This window comes from Pantoea sp. Mhis, from assembly GCF_009830015.1.
In genome coordinates this window covers 66,381-89,179 of sequence record NZ_SZZX01000001.1, presented here as the reverse complement: position 1 = coordinate 89,179, position 22,799 = coordinate 66,381, and the positions used below count along the sequence as shown (strand labels likewise).

The 22,799-nt window shown below is 23.9% G+C and carries 17 protein-coding genes; 6 read left to right on the top strand and 11 right to left on the bottom strand.

What is annotated here, in order from left to right; all coding sequences use genetic code 11:
- Positions 1-110 precede the first annotated feature (110 nt).
- The 6 genes from cmk to lrp form a co-directional block, all read right to left on the bottom strand.
- A complete protein-coding gene (cmk, locus tag FD727_RS00335) occupies positions 111-788 on the bottom strand; it encodes a (d)CMP kinase (protein ID WP_159938276.1) in 678 nt (225 codons plus the stop codon).
- Between the two features lie 172 nt (positions 789-960).
- Positions 961-2,247, bottom strand: a complete 1,287-nt coding sequence (aroA, locus tag FD727_RS00330; protein ID WP_159938188.1) for a 3-phosphoshikimate 1-carboxyvinyltransferase — start codon at positions 2,245-2,247, stop codon at positions 961-963.
- Positions 2,248-2,321: 74 nt separating this feature from the next.
- Positions 2,322-3,407 carry a 3-phosphoserine/phosphohydroxythreonine transaminase gene (gene serC / locus FD727_RS00325; RefSeq protein ID WP_159938187.1) on the bottom strand — a complete coding sequence of 362 codons (1,086 nt, stop codon included), beginning with the start codon at positions 3,405-3,407 and terminating at the stop codon, positions 2,322-2,324.
- A 67-nt stretch (positions 3,408-3,474) separates the two neighbouring features.
- Positions 3,475-4,767, bottom strand: a complete 1,293-nt coding sequence (gene serS / locus FD727_RS00320) for a serine--tRNA ligase (RefSeq protein ID WP_159938186.1) — start codon at positions 4,765-4,767, stop codon at positions 3,475-3,477.
- Positions 4,768-4,889: 122 nt separating this feature from the next.
- Positions 4,890-5,498: an outer membrane lipoprotein chaperone LolA gene (lolA, locus tag FD727_RS00315; protein ID WP_159938185.1), complete on the bottom strand. Its 609-nt coding sequence runs from the start codon at positions 5,496-5,498 to the stop codon at positions 4,890-4,892.
- A 920-nt stretch (positions 5,499-6,418) separates the two neighbouring features.
- Positions 6,419-6,913, bottom strand: coding sequence for a leucine-responsive transcriptional regulator Lrp (gene lrp, locus FD727_RS00310; protein WP_159938184.1), 495 nt, complete (start codon positions 6,911-6,913; stop codon positions 6,419-6,421).
- A 475-nt stretch (positions 6,914-7,388) separates the two neighbouring features.
- Here lrp and trxB point away from each other — a divergent pair, with 475 nt between their 5' ends.
- On the top strand, positions 7,389-8,348 hold the full coding sequence (gene trxB / locus FD727_RS00305) for a thioredoxin-disulfide reductase (protein ID WP_159938183.1): 960 nt from the start codon (positions 7,389-7,391) through the stop codon (positions 8,346-8,348).
- 435 nt (positions 8,349-8,783) lie between these two features.
- Positions 8,784-9,002, top strand: a complete 219-nt coding sequence (gene infA, locus FD727_RS00300; RefSeq protein ID WP_159938182.1) for a translation initiation factor IF-1 — start codon at positions 8,784-8,786, stop codon at positions 9,000-9,002.
- A gap of 1,334 nt (positions 9,003-10,336) precedes the next feature.
- Here infA and FD727_RS00295 read toward each other — a convergent pair.
- Together FD727_RS00295 and mntR are read right to left on the bottom strand one after the other, a co-directional pair.
- Positions 10,337-10,738, bottom strand: coding sequence for an H-NS family nucleoid-associated regulatory protein (locus FD727_RS00295; protein WP_159938181.1), 402 nt, complete (start codon positions 10,736-10,738; stop codon positions 10,337-10,339).
- 1,802 nt (positions 10,739-12,540) lie between these two features.
- The gene (gene mntR / locus FD727_RS00290; protein ID WP_370515949.1) at positions 12,541-12,960 is read right to left on the bottom strand and encodes a manganese-binding transcriptional regulator MntR; all 420 of its coding nucleotides are present in this window, start codon (positions 12,958-12,960) and stop codon (positions 12,541-12,543) included.
- Positions 12,961-13,788: 828 nt separating this feature from the next.
- Between mntR and glnH the strand changes: the two genes are divergently transcribed.
- The 3 genes from glnH to glnQ all read left to right on the top strand — a co-directional run bounded on the left by glnH (position 13,789) and on the right by glnQ (position 16,001).
- Positions 13,789-14,532 (top strand): glutamine ABC transporter substrate-binding protein GlnH, encoded by a 744-nt coding sequence (gene glnH, locus FD727_RS00285; protein ID WP_159938179.1) that lies wholly within the window; start codon positions 13,789-13,791, stop codon positions 14,530-14,532.
- A gap of 90 nt (positions 14,533-14,622) precedes the next feature.
- Positions 14,623-15,282: a glutamine ABC transporter permease GlnP gene (gene glnP, locus FD727_RS00280; RefSeq protein ID WP_159938178.1), complete on the top strand. Its 660-nt coding sequence runs from the start codon at positions 14,623-14,625 to the stop codon at positions 15,280-15,282.
- Positions 15,279-16,001 carry a glutamine ABC transporter ATP-binding protein GlnQ gene (glnQ, locus tag FD727_RS00275; RefSeq protein ID WP_159938177.1) on the top strand — a complete coding sequence of 241 codons (723 nt, stop codon included), beginning with the start codon at positions 15,279-15,281 and terminating at the stop codon, positions 15,999-16,001. Before glnP ends, glnQ begins: the two co-directional genes overlap by 4 nt.
- Before the next feature lie 142 nt (positions 16,002-16,143).
- Here the strand turns inward: glnQ and ybiB are convergent, their stop codons facing one another.
- The 3 genes from ybiB to FD727_RS00260 form a co-directional block, all read right to left on the bottom strand.
- Positions 16,144-17,118 (bottom strand): DNA-binding protein YbiB, encoded by a 975-nt coding sequence (gene ybiB / locus FD727_RS00270; RefSeq protein ID WP_159938275.1) that lies wholly within the window; start codon positions 17,116-17,118, stop codon positions 16,144-16,146.
- A gap of 1,290 nt (positions 17,119-18,408) precedes the next feature.
- Positions 18,409-20,835, bottom strand: a complete 2,427-nt coding sequence (locus FD727_RS00265) for a mechanosensitive ion channel family protein (protein WP_159938176.1) — start codon at positions 20,833-20,835, stop codon at positions 18,409-18,411.
- A gap of 611 nt (positions 20,836-21,446) precedes the next feature.
- The gene (locus tag FD727_RS00260) at positions 21,447-22,052 is read right to left on the bottom strand and encodes a Yip1 family protein (RefSeq protein WP_159938175.1); all 606 of its coding nucleotides are present in this window, start codon (positions 22,050-22,052) and stop codon (positions 21,447-21,449) included.
- A 166-nt stretch (positions 22,053-22,218) separates the two neighbouring features.
- Here FD727_RS00260 and FD727_RS00255 point away from each other — a divergent pair, with 166 nt between their 5' ends.
- A complete protein-coding gene (locus tag FD727_RS00255) occupies positions 22,219-22,791 on the top strand; it encodes a DedA family protein (RefSeq protein ID WP_159938174.1) in 573 nt (190 codons plus the stop codon).
- The last annotated feature ends 8 nt before the right edge of the window (positions 22,792-22,799 follow it).

The following is a 22,799-nucleotide window of genomic DNA, read 5'->3' as shown; positions in this document are numbered from 1 at the left end:
TTTAAAATTATGCAATTTAACGACCATCTGACATCATGATCGGATGGAGTTGTTTAAAAAATTGTGTGCTATTCCATAGCACACTAAATTTATATAACTTAATTTATAAATTAAGTTATATTTAACTTTTTTTGAATATAGCTAAGTACTTTTTTAAACAATTGATTACTAGATATAAAAGTTGAATTCAAAATTAGAGCATCTTTTGCAGGAATTAATGGTGCAGTAAAACGGTTTATATCACGATTATCACGTTTCTTTATCTCAGACAAAATTTGGCTTAAATTAGCATCAAAGCCTTTTTCTTGCAACTGTAACATACGACGATATGCTCTTACTTCTAATGAAGCATCTAAAAAAATTTTAACGCATGCATCAGGAAAAATCACCGTTCCAACATCACGTCCATCAGCAATTAATCCTGGTGCTTTACGAAACATACGCTGATGATATAATATTGCTTGACGTATTCTCGGAAAAGTTGCAATGCATGATGCCATATTATCTATTTTTTGTGTACGAATTTCATTCGTAATATTTTTACCTGCAAAAATTACTTGAATTTCATTGTCTATTAGAAAAATATGGATGTCAAGATGGTTAGCAATAGCTAATAAGCTATTATCAGATTCAATATTGATGTTATCTTGAATTGCTGCTAAAGCAAGAATACGATAGAATATACCAGAATCTAATGCATGCCAATGCAAATATTGTGCTATTGATCTACATAATGTACCTTTACCTGCACTACTTGGACCATCGATAGCAATTACTGGTATACCCATTTTCACTAATAGATTCTCCTATCACTTCTTATTATCTATAAAATGATTAATTTTTTAGTATTTATTTAGTGTACTAATAGGTACTATTTATTTTATATATTTACTAGTATAGCAAAATTAATATCTATAAAGTTATCAAAATAACCTATTTAAATAATAATTTTTATAAAAATTATGAAACATGACTAATCTGTGCCAAACATTGGAAGTAATTAGGAAATGTTTTGGATGTACAATCTGGGTTTATAATTGTCACCGATACATCTGATAGTGCTAATAATGAAAAACACATCGCCATACGATGATCATTATAAGTATCAATTATTGCATGTTTTAGTTGCTTAGGTGGAGTAATACAAATAAAATCATGTCCTTCTTTTACTTTTGCGCCAACTTTACGTAATTCCGTAGCCATGGCAGCAAGACGATCAGTTTCTTTCACACGCCAATTATAAATGTTACGAATTATTGTAGTGCCTTTTGCAAATAACGCGATGATTGCTATTGTCATTGCTGCATCTGGAATATTATTCATGTCCATATCAATAGCATTTAATACATTTCGACTACAGATAATAGAATTATTTTCCCACTTAATTAGTGCACCCATTTTTTTTAAAATTTCAGCAAAATAAATATCTCCTTGTATACTATTATTATTAATACCATTTACTTTTACAGTACCACCTTTAATTGCAGCTGCTGCAAGAAAATATGAGGCTGAAGTAGCATCTCCCTCTATTAGATATTCTACTGGACTATGATATTGTTGTTTTCCTTTAATAATAAATTTTTTATAATTTTCATTGCTAATGTTAATATGAAAACATCGCATCAAGTTTAATGTAATATCAATATAAGGTTTAGATACTAAATCATTGTTAATAATAATAAAAGTATCTTTTTTTGCAAGTGGTGCAGCTATTAATAATGATGTTAAAAATTGACTGGAAATATTTCCATCAATATTAATTTCCCCTCCAATAAAACCACCATATAAATGTAACGGAGGATATCCAGTTTTTTCTAAATAATTAATTTTAGCTTTACCTTGACGTAATGAATCTACTAAATGTCCAATTGGACGCTCCAGCATGCGTTGTTCACCTGTTAGTATTACAGATTGTTCTACAAGAGAAAGAACAGCAGTTAACGGACGCATAACTGTGCCAGCATTGCCTAAAAATAATTCTATAGACTGCTCACTTTGTAAAGGACCTGAATTACCAAATATATCGCATATTGTACGATCATGTGAAAGTTTATAATTGATATTTAGTAATTTTAATGCATTTAGCATGTGTTTAACGTCATGACTATTAAGTAAATTTATTAAACGTGTTGTGCCTTTTGCCATTGCAGCAAGCAATAGTGCCCGATTTGAAATACTTTTTGAACCTGGTAAATTAATTGTACCGTGAACATAGGTGATTGGTGATAAGCGTAAATAATTTTGCATATATAAGATCTCCAAAAAAACCATTTTTTTATAAATATTCAATTAAGTAAGAATATTATTATATTAATAAAGGTTTATGCATGATAACGCTCAAAATCAATCATAAATTCACTTAACATTTGAACTCCTTTTAATGGCATTGCATTATAAATAGAAGCACGCATACCTCCAACGGCACGATGACCTTTTAGTGCATGTAAACCTGCTTTGAAAGCTTCTTTAAGAAAAAAATCTTCTAAACTAGTATCTATTAACTTGAAGGTGACGTTCATACAAGAACGGTTTTTAGGTGCAACATTATTATAGTAAAAACTACTATTATCAATAGTATTATATAATAATTCAGACTTTATTGTATTCAATTTGTTTATTGCACTTATACCACCTTTTTTTTTTAACCATTTAAAAACAAGACCACATAAATACCAAATAAAAGTTGGAGGGGTATTAAATAAAGAACGATGGTCAGATAATATTTGATAATTTAAAATCGATGGTATTGAATTTTTGGCTTTACCTAATAAATCGTTGCGTATCACTACAATTGTCAAACCAGCTGGACCAATATTTTTTTGCGAACTTGCGTAAAATGCTCCATATTTACTTACATCTATAGATTGTGATAGAATTACTGAGGATAGATCAGCTACTACAATTTTTTTACCAAAGTTAGGTTCTTCTTTTATAAAAATACCCTCAATAGTTTCATTAGAACAAAAATGAACATAGGAAGCATCATTATTTAGTTGCCATTTATTCATTGGTAATAAAGCTTGTTTACCATTGGATATAATTTTAATATCTATCACATGAGGAATACAAAATTTTTCTGCTTCTTTAATGGCGCTATATGACCAGTAACCGCTATTTACATAATCTGCTGTTGTGGATTGGCCTAATAAATTACCAGGAATTGCAGCAAATTGTCCTCTTGCACCACCATGACAAAATAAAACTTTATAATTAGATGGAATTTTCATTAAATCACAAAAATCTTTTTGTATTATTTCTACCATTTCGATAAAATTTTTACTACGATGACTAATTTCCATTACCGAAACACCCAATTTTTGCCAATTTAATAATTCTTGTTTTGCATAATTCATCACTTCTAATGGAAGCATTGCCGGTCCAGCACTGAAGTTATAAATATGTTTCATTTTTCTTGTACCAATTTTTTACAAAGTAAAAACATTTAAAATATATAACAATCATATGAAATAGATTTTATCTAATATAATCTATTTGATTCATATAAGGGCGTAGTACTTGTGGTATTTGAATACTACCATCAATTTGTTGATAATTTTCTAATATAGCAATTAATGTACGACCTACTGCTAAACCTGAACCGTTCAAAGTATGTACTAGTTTAGTTTTTTTACTATTTTTATTGCGATAACGAGCTTGCATTCTACGTGCTTGAAAATCCGTCATATTAGAACATGAAGAAATTTCTCTATATGTATTTTGTGCTGGTAACCAAACTTCTAAATCATAAGTTTTAGCTGCACTAAATCCCATATCACCAGTACATAATAAAACTTTACGATAAGGTAGATTTAGTAAACGTAAAACTTTCTCTGCATGTAATACTAGTTCTTCTAGTGCATTTACAGACATATCTGGGGTAGTAATATGCACCATTTCAACTTTATCAAATTGATGCATACGAATTAAACCACGTGTATCTTGTCCATAAGAACCGGCTTCAGAACGAAAGCACGGTGTATGTGCAGTCAATTTAACAGGTAGATCATCTTCTGTTAAAATTTTATCACGCACTAAGTTGGTTAATGGTACTTCGGCGGTAGGTATAAGAGCATATTCATGATTAATTGTAGTCTTATTTGAAAATTTAATATGAAACAAATCTTCACTGAATTTAGGAAGTTGACCGGTACCATAAAAAGCTTCATAGTTAACTATATATGGTACATAAACTTCAGTATATCCATGTTGTTGAACATGCAAATCAATCATAAATTGACTTAATGCTCGATGGAGTCGAGCAAATTGACCTTTTATAACAATAAAACGTGAACTAGTTAATTTTACTGCAGTAGTAAAATCAAATCCTTTGAATATTTCACCTAATTGAACATGATCCTTAATAGGAAAGTCGAAATTACGTGGTTTACCCCATCTACTTACTTCTTGATTATCATTATGGTTTTTACCTAAAGGAACGTCGTCCATGGGTAAATTAGGAATAATAAGAGAAAAATCTCGCATTTCTTTTAATATAAGATTTAATTCTGCTTTAAGCGAATTTAAATTAATATTTAATGTATTAACTTCTTGACATAATTGATTAATATTTTTTCCTTGCTGTTTTAATTTGCTAATTAATTTAGATTTGAAGTTGCGTTCAGCTTGCAATTTTTCAGTTTTTATTTGTAAATTTTTACGATTATTTTCCAATAGATATACTTTATTAATATCTAATTTAAATCCTCGATTAGCTAACTTTTCTGCAACTATTTTGGGTACATTACGTAAAAGATTGGGATCTAGCATGCATCTCCTATAAATGAGATATATATATAATAATATTATTTAAATTTAAATAAATGCTAATATATACTGGTATCTAATGTATTAGATACCAGTATATATTAGCATTTATAAAATATAAAATATTATAATTGTTCATCTATAGTTGTACCTTTTGGTACAATAAACGTAAATTTATTTGAACTTATTTTTTTATTTTTTTGTTTTGTTAATTTATATACACTATTTAGGCCGTTTTTTTCAATGATCTTAAACATCTTTACCTTACCTTTTAGAGTTATATTAATAATAATTTTAAAAAAATTGTTATTAATATGTTTTGGTATTAATTCAAATCTATTTCCTTGTTGCTTAATATCATAATTAATCCAATCACTTATTTTATTTTGTATAATTAAATTTAAGGGCGTATTTTTAATATTTTCTGTTACAGAATTTACAGTTACTTGTTTGAGTAAAGGAATGTAAATCCATAATTTTTGACCATTAGAAATAATAAAATTTTCTTCAGGTTTGATCATATGCCAATTAAATTGATTTGGACGACTTACCCATAATTCTCCTTCTCCATACTGTATGTTATTATTATTATTATCAGTTACTTTTTGATAAAAATAAGAATAAAAATAGTTTATTTTATTCAAACGCTGATATAAATTGCTTAAAGCATCTGCTTTAATTGATGTACATAAAAAATTGCTTAATAAGTAAAAAATAATAAAATTAAATTTCATTTATTAATTTCCATGATTATAACACCATATTAATTATAGATTAATTGAACTATAATTATTGATATAGATTTTTTGAAATTTATTTATTAAATCTAAACTAATATATTTAGAAAATTGTATTTAAGTTAAAATGTGAAATAAAAGTTATTAATGTTAATTATAGCTACTAAATAACATTTATACACATTAATAATATTTTTATATGTTGATGTAACATAAAAATAATTAAATATGTATTTATTGTTTAATAATTAAATTTAAATTAACATTTATATGTTATAAAAATTATTTATAACATATATTTTATATGTTTTTAAAATCATGATACAAAATAAATTTATTCAAAATATTTTAATGATGTTTGATTTTGTGTAATTCATTACTTAATGATTACTTACTAAAAGTGGTAAATAATAATTACCATTATACGGTTAATTTTTATTTGTTTTTTAATAAAAAAATTTAATTTTTTTATTAAAACCGTATTATTTATATAATGAAAATATGAAAATCAAAAAAAATTAGTTAAGATAAGAAATATTAACACAATATAGATTACTGAAGTTAATATTAACATATGTATATTACATACTAATTTATAATAAAATAATCTATTATATATTAATAATTAATAATTTATAATAGAATAATATAATAAAATATTATATCTAACATAAATTTTTACATATATTTTAAATATGAATAAATATTGTTATTAAGATTATATATAATAATATTATAGTAATTTATTTATATCAAATTATAGTAAAAAATTTGATATAATTAGCGGCAGGATTAAATAAATGACAATATTAATATATATAAATAACAATGCTTTTATAAAAACAAATGTAATAATATTAAATTTATTAAAACAATATTTAATATTTATATATTTTAAATCGAATAAGGATGTAACTTTATAACTCCTTAAGTAGTAATGTATTATTCTGTTTAACCTCTTCTATCACTATATAAGTAAGAGTATTATTGATTCCTGGCAATTGTAGTAAAGTTTTAGTCAATAATTGATTATAAGCTGATATATCAGAAACACGAGTTTTTAGTAAATAGTCAAATTTTCCAGAAATGAGATAACATTCTTGTATTTCATCTAATTTTTGTATCCTAGAATTAAATGTTTTAAATATGTTAGGTATATTACGATTTAAAGTAATTTCAATAAAAACTAATAACGAAGCATTAAGATAATGTGGATTTAATTTTGCTGTATAACCTAAAATAAAACTTTGTCGTTCTAGTCTTCTTACACGTTCGAGACAAGGTGTGGGTGATAGTCCTATTTGTTTTGAAAGTTCAACATTAGATATACGACCATTTTTTTGTAATTGATTTAAAATATTTTTATCAATACAATCTAATTTTTTTATTAAATGTTTGTTATTATCTACCATTAGTATGGTCTCTCTTACTTAAAGTTTTTATTGATTGTAATAATATAAATATATCTTTTAATGTATTTATAAAATTAAAATATAAATTTTATATAAACATAACTATAACATATAGTTATGTTTGACATATATAGTTATTATTTTAATAATATATATTTTAGTACAATTTTAAATCATCAAAAAGAAATTCTTTTTCAAAGAAAAGATTTTTAAAAATATTTTACAAGAAGATAAATATTAATTAAATTGTTGTATATATGTATATAATATTAAATATTAATTTGTAATGTTGGATTTGAATTGAATATATTTATTCAAATTATTAATAATATAGACATTCATTACTTTTTAAGTAATATGTGAATAAATATATATTTCAATGTTGTTTTTATCTAATAAAACATTTTAAAATAGCTAAAATTAAAACCTAATTTTAATTATTAACTAATATTAATCAAGATATTCTAAATAAAATATGAATAATATCAAGCATAGTAATTTATTGATTCTAGGTTCAGGTCCTGCTGGTTATACAGCTGCAATTTATGCTGCTCGAGCTAATTTAAGTCCATTATTGATTACAGGAATAGAAAAAGGTGGACAGTTAACTCGTACCAGTATAATAGAAAATTGGCCTGGAGATCCGCATGATTTAACTGGACCAGCACTAATGAACCGTATGTATGAACATGCTAAGAAATTTAATACTCAAATTATTTCGGATCATATTCATACTGTTGATTTTAAAAATCATCCATTATGTTTATTTGGGGACAATGGAAAATATACGACCAATGCATTAATTATTGCAACTGGTGCTTCTGCGCGTTATTTAGGTTTAGATTCTGAAGAAAAATTCAAAGGTAAAGGAGTATCAGCATGTGCAACCTGTGATGGCTTTTTTTATAAAAATCAAAAGATAGCAGTTGTTGGTGGCGGAAATACTGCAATAGAAGAAGCTTTGTATTTATCTAATATTGCGTCTAGAGTTCATTTAATTCATCGTAGTGATAAATTTCGTGCAGAAAAAATTCTTATTGATCGATTAATGAAAAAAGTTAATAATGGTGGTAATATCAAGTTACATACTAATCGAGTAATACAGGAAATACTTGGGGATGATATAGGTGTAGTAGGTTTGCAATTAACTTCTATTAATGATAGCACTCATGAATTACTTGAAGTAAAAGGGTTGTTTGTAGCTATTGGTCACATTCCAAATACTTCAATATTTAAAGATCAAATTGAATTAGAACGAGGTTATATTAAACTTAAATCAAATTTAGCTTTTAATAGAACACAAACTAGCAAACCAGGTGTTTTTGCAGCTGGAGATGTTGTAGATCATATTTATCGTCAAGCTATAACTTCTGCAGGCATGGGATGTATGGCTGCATTAGATGCAGAATATTATATACATAATGTATATAAATAGATTATTTATCTATATTAATATTTTTAATATTGACAGTGAGGTATTTAAATAAAATATTTAAATTTAATTTTCTCTAAGTTCGCAGCTATGATATATTATTTTATATGATAAATATATATTATTTATATAAAATTCTATTTATATAAACTTACTTAGTTTGTTATTTAAATGAAGTAAATTTAATAGTTATGTTAATTATATTAAAGGCCATAAGCTTTATATTTATATAAAGCTTATGGCCTTTAATATAAAATTTAGCTTTCATTTAATCAATTGAAAATATTTTATTTAAATAAATAAAAATATTTTATTATATAACATTACTATACATTTGTCAATATCAAAATATTACGTAAACAAATATAATATTAACATTATATAATAATGCTTAAATTATTTTTTCTTTATTAATTAGTATTTCATTTAGAGGATTCAATGGTTAAAGAAGATAATATTGAAATACAAGGAACCGTGCTAGATACATTACCCAATACTATGTTCCGTGTAGAACTTGAAAATGGACACGTAGTTACTGCTCATATTTCTGGGAAAATGCGCAAAAACTATATTCGCATATTAACTGGTGATAAAGTAACAGTTGAATTAACACCTTATGATTTAAGCAAAGGACGAATCATATTTCGTAGTCGTTAAATTTTCTTTTTAAATAAAATTAATAATTTTATTATAACAGGAAGACCAGGTACATTCTGGTCTTTTATATAATTATTATATGATGATATTTGTTTGTACTAAAACAAAAGTTTTATTAAAAAAAATAAAAATGTTAAACAATGTTTATTTTTAATGTAAAATTATAAAATTATCCCATAATTGTAAATTAATATATTCAAATATAAGTTTTACTTTAACATCATATTTATTTAGTGAATTTTGGAATCTTTTAGATTAAATATATATTTAATTATAATATATTAGTTTAATATATATTAAAAAATATCAGCTTTTATTAAAATAAATATTTAAAAATTTTTATTACCTATAAATTATATTGTTAATAATACATTATATATCAAATATAATATTCTGTACACTTATTTGGTTGCTTATAAGATTCTATAATCTATTCTTTAATAATATATTTTTTAAAAAATTTATCGTAAGTTAAATGTTCATCTTTATGATTTTTATAAATAAGTTTTTAAAATTGTGTTTTATTATCATATAATAGAAATTTTATAATGGATATAGTTAATATTTTAGAAGATAAACATTCAATATAATAAATTCATTAAATATTATTCCTAATGTAGATGTATAAAAAATAACTTATCTGATAATAAAATTATTAGATGTCCAATCATTATATTATAGTTATAAAAAAAGATTATTTATATAATGTTTATATTTTCAAAATATAAATTTTAAAATAATAAGGAAACACTATAAATACATTATTATATATAATGTATTTATAAATTTAATCATTAAATATGTAAATAATTAATCTATATATTAAATATAATATGTAGATATCAAAAGATTATTTAATCTATTTAATAATTTAATAATAAATTTTTGAATTTAACTTATTGATTTATATTAATTTAATTAATATTACTAAATTAATTTACTGTAGATTAAATCTATGTAACACGAAACAGATTATTCAATATTTATTTGTTAATTAAAACAAATCTAAATATTAAAATTTTAATAATTATTATTTATATTTAAATATATAAGATTAATTTTTAACTTAATAAATATTAATATTGAATTATAAAATGTGATTTACTTAAATAGTATTTAACCTATTAATTTTATCTGAATTAATTTGTTTTATTAAGAAAATAAATTAATTCAATGATCAATTATATAACATAATACTGTATTAAATTTGTTATATTAATATAATAATATTATGATTAATAATTTGATAAATATTATTAATTTATAATGTTAAACAAACAAAAGCCGAAGGCAATACTCTATCCCCCAGCTTCTACTTAATAAGATTACATGAGTTATTTAATTAAGAAATCATCTAAATTTTTACCCATATCTAGAGCTTTTTTAATTACAGCTGGTGTACGTCCTTGACCAGTCCAAAATTTTTCTTCACCATTTTCATCACTATATAAATATTTTGGTGGACGAGGTGCACGAATTCCACGTTTTTTGCTAACTTCTAAAACACCTAATAATTCATTGGGATTTATTCCATCAGCTAATAACATTTTCCTATACTTAGATAATTTTTCTTCTTTTTCACGATATTGAGCTTCTTCTGCTTCTATTTCTTCTCGCCGTTCTGTTACTACAACAGTTAATTTTTCTAAAATTTCTTCTAAATCGGTTAATGATAACTCACGTGCTTGAGCACGTAGCGAACGAATGTTGTTCAAAACTTTAAATACATCACTCATCACTATATCCTTAGTTTAAGAGTTTTAAATAAAACGTAGTGACAAGATTACCCAATTCAAATAAAAAAATAAATTAATTTTAAAAACTTACTTATTTTAATAAAAATAATTTATTTATATTTTTAAAAAACATCTAAATTTATTAAACATTTTATTATTAAAATTTAATCAACATAAATATTTCTATTAGCTAAAAAATAAAATTTATTATATCTTAAATTTCAAAAATATATAAAAGTATCTTCTTAGTAATTACTTTTACTTAAAAAGTAAATATATAATTATTTATAACTAAATCATAAATAATTATTATAACAAATATTGATGTGAATAAGACTTACCTTTAAAAAAAACAAACAACATAACCTTTGATTTAAATATCTTATTTAATGATATCTTATTAAATAAGATATTTAAAATTGAAATTAAGCTATCTATATGTTGTTTAAAGAACACTTATATCTATAATATAGAATATATTTTAATCAAATAATATTGTATTATTCACCAATAAAATATAAATCTAATTATAGAAAAATAAACTCCACTAATTAGATAGTTCTCATGACATTAAAATGTCAATTTAATAAAAATTGTATTTTTATAAAAAAAATATGAAATTTATTTAATAGATTTTAAATAAATATTAAATATTTTTAATATTTATATCTGTTAAAATTATTTATACCATATTGTTCCTTAATTTACTATTTTAATTAATTAAAACTAGCTACTTATGTAGTATAACATAAGTATTTTTTTTTAAAAGAAAACACTATAGCATTTTATAAATAAACAAATTATTCATTAATAGATACATACATAAAACATAAAATTATTACTATATATATATTAAAGATTCATTAGATAATCTAATTATATAATAAAGTAACGTTATTCTCATTAAAAATGATTGTTAACTATATATACCTTATATTTTTATAAAATATGAATATTTAATATTATATATCTTTGATTGTATCAATTTAATAATTTTATATTTAATATTTCTTGTTTTTAAATTTATTTTTATTAGTATATATCAATAAAAATTTAAAAATACAATGATATATTAATCTTCTTATCATTATTAATGATTGAAACAACTAATAATCTACATTCGTAGATTATTAGTTGTTTCAATATCACTAGAAATAAGATCAACAATCTAAAATCACCTAATCAATATATATTTTTATCTTAAAGATCAAATTTATACATCTTAATAATAATTTATTTATCTAACATGTATAGATTGAAATTTATTCTATTTTAAGATTTTTAAAATAAAATGTTGCTAATTATATAATGTTTAATTTAATTAGTATTAATAAACTTATTTATTAACTTTAAAATATTTAAATTTAAAAAAATAAAACTATTGTTTACATGATCGATAAAATTGTAAAACATACAATTTATATATATTAAATTTTAATATATATAAATATAAAAATTGTTTCAATAAATACTTACATTACTATAGTAAACTATACTTATATAGTTAAGTTATTATAACTAATGGGTTAGTTTCATTAGAAACTACAATATAATTTCATATTTTAGTGAAAATATGATTTATGAAAAACAGTTGATTTTAAAATTAAACTTTTAAAAAATTATATAAATTATTTAACTTAAAAAGTTTTTATAAAAAGTATTTTTTATAATATAAGATAACTAAATATCTTAGTTGTATGGAATTAATTAGATACCAATTATTTAAATAATTTTATCTTTATATAAATTATATATATTATTTAGTTATATTATTCTTTATATTTTAAACATATGTTAAATAACTATTTAACAGTCTCATAAAATTTTTGAAAAAGATTAAGTGTTTCATCGCTAACATGATGTTCTAATCCTTCAGAATCTCTACGAGCTGTTTGTGGGCTAACTCCTAATGCTAATAAAAAAGTTTCTACAATATGATGACGAATACGATTTAGTTCAGCTAATTTTTCTCCTTTTGCAGTTAAAAATACTCCACGATAAGGTATTTGTTCAATTAATCCAGTAGTATTTAATCTTTTAAGCATTTTAGCAACTGTAGGTTGTGATACACCTAAGCATATTGCCATATCCACTTGTCTTGCTTCACCAAACTCAGATATTAAATCAAATATTAGCTCTACATAATCATCAATAGTTTCACGACGATGTGCTGCACGTACTTGGCGAAAACCTTCAACATCCTGATCTTTATTTTTAGTCATTACTTGTGATATGTTAATGACATTCTTGGTACAATGATTCATTCAACTTTCTCTTAATTATTTAATTAACTGCATATATTGACAACGGCAATATATGCAGTTATTTTAATTAAACAGATATAATTACATATCAATATTTATTAGAAGTTAATATGTAATTATATTAATACATAAATTAAATTTTATTAATTTTCAACTATTTAAATGAGTTATAATTTTATATAAATAAAAGTATTTTAAATATAAATATAATCAAGCATGTATTTTACAAAAATATTTATATTAGATATTTTATCTTGATGTGCTTCATTATACATTATAATATAAAAATATTATCCAGCATTTCATATAAAAATATTAAAGTCTAAAAATTTTTTAATGTTAATTAGTACTGTGAGTATAATACATAACATTTAGTTTAATTTTAAAATATAAATTTATTTAATATGTATAATAATTTCCTAAAAGTTCACCTTAAAAAGTAATCACATTACTGATTGATAACTATATATAATAAAAGAGATAATTAAAACTTAATTATTTTAATCAATATTTAATTAATCTCAATACGTACTAAATATTATTGCTTATGTTTAATAACACTTATTGATTTATGTAATCAAACATTTGCATTATTTATAGTCTATATAATATTTACTTAGTTTATAATAACAGTTTGACAATTTAATTATTACACATTTTCTTGATTTGTAATAATCTGTTTTATCCTTTAATAATTTATTAATGGATTTAAAAATCAAGATTAAAGTAATATGTTATATTATATACTAGATAGTAATATCTAAAGTGTAATTTTAAGGGGAAATAATGAAATCACTATTTAAATATTTTATGGTTATTCTCACATTAGGATACTCTTTTTTATCCGTAGCGGCAGGTAAAAAACTAATAGTTGCTATAGATACTGCATTTGTTCCATTTGAATTCAAACAAGGTAATAAATATGTAGGTTTTGATATTGATTTATGGGATGCAATTGCGAAAAAACTTAGATTAAGTTATAATCTAAGACCTATGGACTTCAATGGTATCATACCAGCTTTACAAACTAAAAACATCGACGTAGCATTAGCAGCTATTACTATTACTAATAAACGAAAAGAAGCTATTGATTTTTCTAATGGTTACTATAAAAGTGGTTTATTAATTATGGTACGCAGCAATGAAAAAAACATAAAAAACATAAAAGATCTAACTAATAAAATAGTTGCTGTCAAAAGCGGTACTAATTCTGCTGATTATGTAAAAAATAATATTAAGATAAAGAATTTACATCAATTTCCAAATATAGATAATGCATATATGGAATTAAGTACTAATCGTGCTGATGCAGTTGTAAATGATGCTCCAAATATCTTATATTTTATGCACACTGTAGGTAAAGGTCGATTTAAAGTAATAGGTTCTACTATCGAGTTCCAGCAATATGGAATAGCCTTTCCCAAAAATAGCAACTTACGCAAAAAAGTAAATATTGCATTAAAAACTCTACATGATGACGGTACGTACAATGCCATCTATAAAAAATGGTTTGGAAAAGAACTAAAATAGTCTTATTTAGATTGCGCTTCCTTAATATAGCAGGGTACCGCATTTCCCTGCTTTTATATAATTATTATTATAAATAATGGGAGCTATATCATGGAATTTGATTGGAGTGTAATTTGGCCTGCTCTGCCAATTTTAATTGATGGTGCAAAAATGACCTTATTGATATCACTCCTTGGCTTAATAGGCGGTATAATTATTGGATTAATCACTGGTTTTGCTCGTACTTATGGAGGTTGGTTAATTAATAATATCGCACTGCTATTTATTGAATTAATTCGTGGAACACCAATTGTTGTACAAGTCATGTTTATTTATTTTTCTTTACCAACTTTATTTATAGGTCTACATATTGAACCCGTCATTGCAGCTTTTATTACTATAATGATCAATTCTGGAGCTTATATTGCAGAAATTACACGCGGAGCAATTTATTCGATCGATAAAGGTTTTATTGAAGCTAGTTTAGCATTAGGCTTATCATACAAAAAAACTGTATTCTTTGTTATTATGCCTCTAGCTTTTCGTCGAATGTTACCTTCATTAGGTAATCAATGGATTGTAAGTATCAAAGATACTTCATTATTTATTGTTATTGGGGTAGCTGAACTTACTCGTCAAGGTCAAGAGATCATTGCTAGTAATTTTCGTTCATTAGAAATATGGAGCACAGTTGCTGTTATTTATTTAGTTATAACTTCAACTTTAAGTTTTACGTTACGTTGTATTGAGAAAAGAGTAAAAATTCTGTGATTAAATTTAAAAAAGTCTTTAAAAGTTTTGGTCAAACATTAGTATTAAATAATATTAATTTGAGAATTAATAAAGGAGAAGTTGTAGTAATTATAGGACCATCAGGTTCTGGAAAATCTACTTTACTACGATGCATTAATAAGTTAGAACTAATAACGATGGGTGAACTTACTGTAAATGGTATTAAAATAAGTGATCCAGATGTTAATGAAAGTTTAATACGTCAAGAAGTAGGAATGGTATTCCAGCAATTTTATTTATTTCCTCAAATGAATGCATTAGAGAATGTAGCATTTGGTCTGATCCACGTACGAGGTATAAAGAAAAAAGTAGCTCACGAGCTAGCAAAACAATTATTAATTAAAGTAGGATTGAATGAAAGAATGGACTATTTCCCATCTGAATTATCTGGTGGACAACAGCAGCGAGTAGCAATTGCTCGTGCATTAGCAGTTAAACCAAAAATAATGTTATTTGATGAACCAACTTCTGCACTGGACCCTGAATTACGCCAGGAAGTATTCAAAGTAATGCAAAATCTTACTAAAGAAGGTATGACTATGATGATAGTAACACATGAATTTAGCTTTGCTAAAAAAGTTGCCTCTCGTCTTATTTTTATTGATAAAGGAATGATTATGGCTGATGGTATTCCAGATAAGCTTATTAATAATCAGACTAATTATCGATTACAAAAATATTTAAAATATGTATCTTGATTATTAATAGATACAAAAACTTTATAAAAGTAATTTAAATTAACATATAAAGATGGTCAAATCCTTTTAAAACAAATTGAACAATTAATATTTTATAAATAAATCATTACTTTTCATATTAGCAATATATGAAAGTTTCATCTTAGATTCCGCATTTCTGTAATCGCATTTCTGCATCTTCTATATTTGCTGCTTCTCCTGAAGCTATTAAGCAACAGATTAATTGTGTTCGTAAAGATGACGGTAAAAAATATGTATTTTCCAAAATTTTTATAATCCATTTAGCCGTATCTTTTGCTCTTTTACTAAAACATATGTTGTTTACTGATGTTATGGATTGATTTTTGTTAGCTTGCATTACTACTATATCTCCATTATTATTAATGATATTAATATTTGGACAATTCTGTGGATTAGCATATACTTCTCCTTCTGTTCCTTTCAGCACAATAGCAGGTGTTTTGCTTCTACAATAAAACTTAATTATGCGAGATAGATATTCTGGATGAGAAACACTACTAATACGCAATGCCGCTCCTTCCTCAAAAGGATTAGCTAATTTTATTAATGTATGAGCAATATTTCTTACTCCCATACGCCAACGTAGTGATAGTTGTTTTGCCATTGGTTTACAAAAGTGATCAGTTGTTATAAATGTTAATTGCCCTTTATTAAGTTGATCTTGTGCTTCATCAGATCCTTTAACTGATTTAATATCCATTGCTGTTAATATCTCTTTCGTAGTAACACGTGTATAATCAACATTAATACCATGAATTATTACTGGAAAACCTAATTTCACTAATAACAAACCTAATAATGGAGTTAGATTACCCAAACGTCTTGATCCATTATAACTAGGGATCACAATTGGCATAGGCTTACCAATTGGTGGGTATAATTGTATTATTTGTTTTTTCATTGCTTGATAAAAACCAGATATTTCTTCTATAGTTTCACCTTTTAAACGTAATGCAATTAATATACTACCTAACTCTAAATCAGGAATTTTATTGTCTAAAATCAATTTGTAAAGCAAAAATGCAGTATCATGATCAATATCATGTACATGAATTTTTCTGTATCCAAGGTTTTTAATGATTTTATCAAGTTCTATCATGAAATTTAATTTAAATTAAATCTATTATATGAACATAATTCATAGGTTAATTTACTACTATATAATTATAGTATTGAATATTTTAAAGTAAAGAAATATAATAACTCAAGTTACTATATTTAAAATAAAATAATTAAATATCATAAAATTTTATAAAATCAAATATTTTTATATTGTGTTAATGTATTAAAAACTATATAGATATCAAAAATTAAATTTATTTATGATTAATAAATTTAATCAAATAAAAAACTATATCAAATATTAATTATTATTTTTAAATTAATTCTATAAAAGTTGTATATATAATATCAAATAGCTAATAATATTAAATATTTATTAAGTTACCTATGTATAAATTTAATTTTTATATCTGATTTTTTATTTATATAAAATAATTATTTAATTGATTTTCTAAAAATAAAATAATAAATATATTTAAAGGTATGTAAAAACGATGGTGTAAAACATATTGAATTGTTTTTTATCTCTTCTTGAATGTCTTTAAGTAAATGATAACATTAATCATCGTCTTTATCTAAATTAAGAATTGGTTCTTTATGACTAATGATATAAAATATATGACTATACTCGTGTTCAAAAAAATTATGATCGAATAAGATTATAATAGCTGTTTTTAAATGCTGGATAAAGAACTAGATTTAAACACATTTCTTCGCATAAACGTCTCTCAGCAGCATAATGTATAATTCCGCTAGGATAGGGATATGATTACTAAAGCAAGTATTACTCCATAATTCTTTAAAATTATATTTATTCTTAGCACGACGCTATAACAACAATTGATAATATGAATTATAAACATAAACAATTACTGCAGAATGTAACAATTCTTGTTTATGTAATTTTATTTTTTCCATTTTACCTATTATTTAATCTAATTGATTAATAAGAATAACTTCAATAATAAGAATTATTATTCCTTAATGACAATCAAACTATTTAAATATATATATATAATAAATAGTAATCATATTGCTAATATAATTACTTTATCAATGATATTATATCTTCATTTTTTATAATAATACGAACCTATCTAGTAAAATAATAATTTAAAAAATTAAATAAATTTTCTTTTTTTAGTATTAACATAAAATTTTTAAATAAATAATTAACATTGTATCTGTAACTAAATGTAGTTTGTACTGTATATCAAATTTATTAATATTAATTAACTAGAAATTTAATATATTAAGCATTTCATTAGGAATGCTATAATAGTTAATACAATTAATATCTATATTAATATAATTACTGCTACTTTTATGATGAGTTTGTTGAGGGTATCCAATGTTCAATAATCATTGTTTGTTGCGATTTTGATAACATCATACCTTCTTTGCGAAGAGATATAAGAATATTAAATAATAAATCACTTTTAACAACAGCAACTTGTCTTTGATTAATAACGTTACCAGTAACACTTAATACTATACCGTTTGGTGTTAAATCCTTAAAAAGTACTGATGGCTCAGGTGTTTTTTGAATATATTCATTTGTCTGATATACTTGCAGTAAGATACTACGAACTTTAATAAGATCAATATCTAACGCAAAAGTGATAGTAATAGTTACTACACCTTGTGCATTTCTCATAGTAGCATTACGTACATTTTGTGCAATTAAATGCGAATTAGGAACAATAACGGTAGATTTATCACCTAGTTGAATTTCTGTAGCGCGTACATTAATGCGACGGATATCTCCTTCAATGCCATTAATACTTACTAGATCACCTACTTTTACAGGACGTTCAGTTAATAAAATCAAACCAGAAATAAAATTTTTGACTATTTCTTGTAAACCAAACCCTATACCTACAGAAAGAGCACTAACTATCCATGCTAGTTTATTCCATTGCAAACCCATAATTAAAAGAGTTAATAAAATAATTAAAACATAGCCAATATTACTGAATAGCGTTAGTAATGACATCCGCATTCCAATATCTATGTTTGTTTTTGGTAAAAAATCTTTTTCCAACCATGAACGTATTGAACGTAATATATAAATTTGTACCACTAGATAAAAAATAGCATTTACCATATGTGCAGGTACAATATCTAATGATTCTAATCCGTTGCCACTCCAAAATTCAATAATTTTCTGGATTAATTCAATTGGTGTTATTGATGTTGCAAAAGTACTATTTACTAAGGCTAATGTTACAAAACAAATTAATAACATTTTAGCCAAAGCATTAATTAGAGTTGCAGCTAACTGCAAATGACGTTGATCAATATTGAATGATTGTTGTATTCTATTGCTAGTAGCAGTTTGTGTTGAAAATAAAATTTCACATGCATCATCAATTAAATGACTAAGCAAATAATAATAGCCAAATAAAATACTAGACCAAATTATTTCATAACTAAGAAAACGAGCTAAAGTAATATAACCAATAAATAAAGCGATTAAAATTATAAGCGCAATACCTGTTAATAGTATTTGAATTAAACATATCAGAGGAGGATTATTGTTAACTTCTGATATTACTTCTTGATATTTTGTTTGGTGGCGTATACGATTAATAAATACACTACTTACCAATATAATATTACTAATTAATAGCGCAGTTATACCATTACTAAAAATGGTAGCATTTAAACTAGTGCCCATACTATTATTAAATGCTTCAATTATTTGAAAAATAAATACTAAAATAGCAACAATTACTGGAAGAGGCTTCAGTGTTAATACCAATGTATCGGGAATATTTAATAAACGCCAGCTTGGACGCTGTATAAATAAAAAAGCACGACCTAAACCATTAATTAAACCACAATATACACTAAGTTGAACTAAACGTTCAATGAAATGTCGTATATCTATAGAAATATTATCGTGTCTAGTAAATGCTAATGCTATACAATTTAAAGTTAATACCAACATTATTGGCGTAGTTATAGCAATAGATGCGGCAAGAAAACTTCGACGCAAGCGTCCTTCAGGAATTCTTTTGATACTAACCCAAATAAAAAATTTTTCGCTATAATAATAATCAAATGCAATCATTATCATTGCTACTAAAAGCCACATTATAGTACCAGATCGCCAACTTGTTTCCCATGAAAGTATAATTGATTGTTTTAACTCATAAAAAAAGTAATTAATCTTTTCAGAATCTAAATTTTTATAATTAATTAAAATTGACCAAAAATTTGGTCCAAAAATACTGCCAGAATTGATTTCTAATTGATTTTTTATTCGATCATGACGAAGAGTAACTATTTGTGATGATAAAACTAATGCATTATTTTTAATATAATTAAATTGTTTAATTTGATTATTTAACTTATTCCTTTTTATTATCAACTGTTTTCGTTTTTGTGTAATGTCATATCTTTCTTTAAAAGTGTTATTTACATTTATTTTTGATCCTATGGCTAGTAACTGTGTATCAATTTGATGACGTTTAGCTGTTAATAATTGACTGAATACATCAGCATTACTAGAAAGTTCTAATGTCATATCATTAAGTTCTCTTAATTGATTTTCATTAGTAGCACTAGCTACTTGATCTTTAAAATTATCAAGTATTTTTTGCATATTTGATAATGTAGCTGCTGGATGAGTGTTAGTTAAGGTATTTTTAAATTCATAAAAAGAATTTGCTTGAATTAATGTAGAAGAGCATGAAATTAATATTATTACAAAAATTGTAATACGAAAAAATTGACATTTATACATATAAATAATATTCCAATTGTAAATAACTTATTAATCTAAGTTTAGAACATCTAGTATTAAAAAATAAAATATGAAATATTATTAATATAATATATTTAGTTTATAAATCTTTATGTATTAATTTAAAGCAAAATAATTATAAAGTACGCATAATTTTAAATTATCTAGATTATATCTGTATAATTATTGTTATCAAAATAACATAATCATATTAATAATTAGGATATTATATTATGTTTACAATACTCTTAAATAAAAAGTTTTATTAATATCAAAATAATTTTATACATATTTTAGATTAAACAATCTAGGTATAGAATAAATTAGTTAGTTTAAATTATTTTATATATGTTTAATTTTTATGAAATCATTTACTTATTCTTTATTATATATAGTAATAATTATTGCTTAATCAATCAAATTTGCAAATATTTAAAATAAAATATCGTGACATAAATTAGCTAAATGTTAATATTTATTAAATTATATCTATATATTTTGATATAGGTTATAAATAAAAAATAATTATTTATTAATTGCACTAAAGATAGTAACTATCGTTATCCTAGTGCAAAACACATATATAATATATGCTTAGATATATAATTTTATTAGTTGTTATTAAAAAAATAACTTGGACCATAACTCCATAACATAATTATCAATGCAAGCAATACTTCAAATGCTAATATCCCAATTGCTAATATTGAACTAAATAAACGTAATTTCTTATTATAATCTATAGTAAAAAATATTGGGATACCTATGTATAACAAGTAACCTGTGTATGCTAACGATATCATATTAACTAATAAGTATAAGGATACTAGTGGATATAACGCTATAATTCCACTTATAAATAATGGTGTTGTAACATATCCAGAGAATATTATACATTGTTTTAAACCTAGTTTATTATTATTAGTACAATCATTTACCATTATATAAATAATTTGACCCATTATGGCTACAGCAGCTAGAAGCATCAAATATAAGATAATACCTAAGCTAATAGAAGTTAGTAAATTAATTTTAATATATTTTTCATTTCCAAAATTCCATCCTAGTTGAGTTGTTCCAATAAGGGCACAAATAATAGGAATTCCGGCTATTAGCAAAACATGATGTGTATAATGATGGAAAATACTTTCATTTTGTTGTTTAATATCATGTATTTCTTGTCTAGGATGTGTTAAAAGACCCCAGATATGATTCATATAATTATTCCTCTATACTATGGGATTTAAATTAAATTAACACGTAGTTCAATATAAATAACTTTTCTTAAATTATAATCCTTATTATGAATTTTGTAGACATTCTTTGAAGAACTAAAAATATATAGAGTGTTATGATATACATCTATCCAACAGGAGAGAAAATTTGAATCTCTATATCAACGGATTAATTAGTCAATACGGATATTTGTCGCTACTTATTGGCTGTATTGCTGAGGGAGAAACTTTTACATTATTAGGTGGTGTAGCAGTACATGAAGGTTTATTATGTTTTAGCGGTGTATTTTTAGCTTCTATGATTGGTGGAATAATTGGTGATCAATTACTTTTTTGGCTTGGTTATCGTTTTGGTCTACAAATTTTAAAATATTTTAACAAATATCAAAAAACTATTAAGAAAGCTAGTTTATTAATTAGAAAATGGCCTAGTTTATTTGTCATTGGAGTTCGCTTTATGTATGGATTTCGTATTATTGGACCGATTATTATCGGTACTAGTAGACTTAAACCATTGCGTTTTTTTATTCTTAATGTCATCGGATCTGCATTATGGGCATTAATTTTTGTAACATTAGGCTATTTTGCAGGAGAACTTGTAATGCCATTGTTCCACAATTTACATCAATATTGTAAACCTCTTTTATGGTCAGCAATATTAGTATTTTTCATTTTTATAATGCGTTATATTATTCGTAATTGTAATCGATATAATAATTAACATTATTA

Bases quoted from the DNA above. Each gene is read 5' to 3' on its own strand.
- cmk (WP_159938276.1), bottom strand. From the start codon at position 788: ATGGGTATACCAGTAATTGCTATCGATGGTCCAAGTAGTGCAGGTAAA.
- lolA (WP_159938185.1), bottom strand. From the start codon at position 5,498: ATGAAATTTAATTTTATTATTTTTTACTTATTAAGCAATTTTTTATGT.
- aroA (WP_159938188.1), bottom strand. From the start codon at position 2,247: ATGCAAAATTATTTACGCTTATCACCAATCACCTATGTTCACGGTACA.
- trxB (WP_159938183.1), top strand. From the start codon at position 7,389: ATGAATAATATCAAGCATAGTAATTTATTGATTCTAGGTTCAGGTCCT.
- serS (WP_159938186.1), bottom strand. From the start codon at position 4,767: ATGCTAGATCCCAATCTTTTACGTAATGTACCCAAAATAGTTGCAGAA.
- lrp (WP_159938184.1), bottom strand. From the start codon at position 6,913: ATGGTAGATAATAACAAACATTTAATAAAAAAATTAGATTGTATTGAT.
- FD727_RS00295 (WP_159938181.1), bottom strand. From the start codon at position 10,738: ATGAGTGATGTATTTAAAGTTTTGAACAACATTCGTTCGCTACGTGCT.
- glnH (WP_159938179.1), top strand. From the start codon at position 13,789: ATGAAATCACTATTTAAATATTTTATGGTTATTCTCACATTAGGATAC.
- mntR (WP_370515949.1), bottom strand. From the start codon at position 12,960: ATGACTAAAAATAAAGATCAGGATGTTGAAGGTTTTCGCCAAGTACGT.
- glnP (WP_159938178.1), top strand. From the start codon at position 14,623: ATGGAATTTGATTGGAGTGTAATTTGGCCTGCTCTGCCAATTTTAATT.
- infA (WP_159938182.1), top strand. From the start codon at position 8,784: ATGGTTAAAGAAGATAATATTGAAATACAAGGAACCGTGCTAGATACA.
- serC (WP_159938187.1), bottom strand. From the start codon at position 3,407: ATGAAACATATTTATAACTTCAGTGCTGGACCGGCAATGCTTCCATTA.
- FD727_RS00265 (WP_159938176.1), bottom strand. From the start codon at position 20,835: ATGTATAAATGTCAATTTTTTCGTATTACAATTTTTGTAATAATATTA.
- FD727_RS00260 (WP_159938175.1), bottom strand. From the start codon at position 22,052: ATGAATCATATCTGGGGTCTTTTAACACATCCTAGACAAGAAATACAT.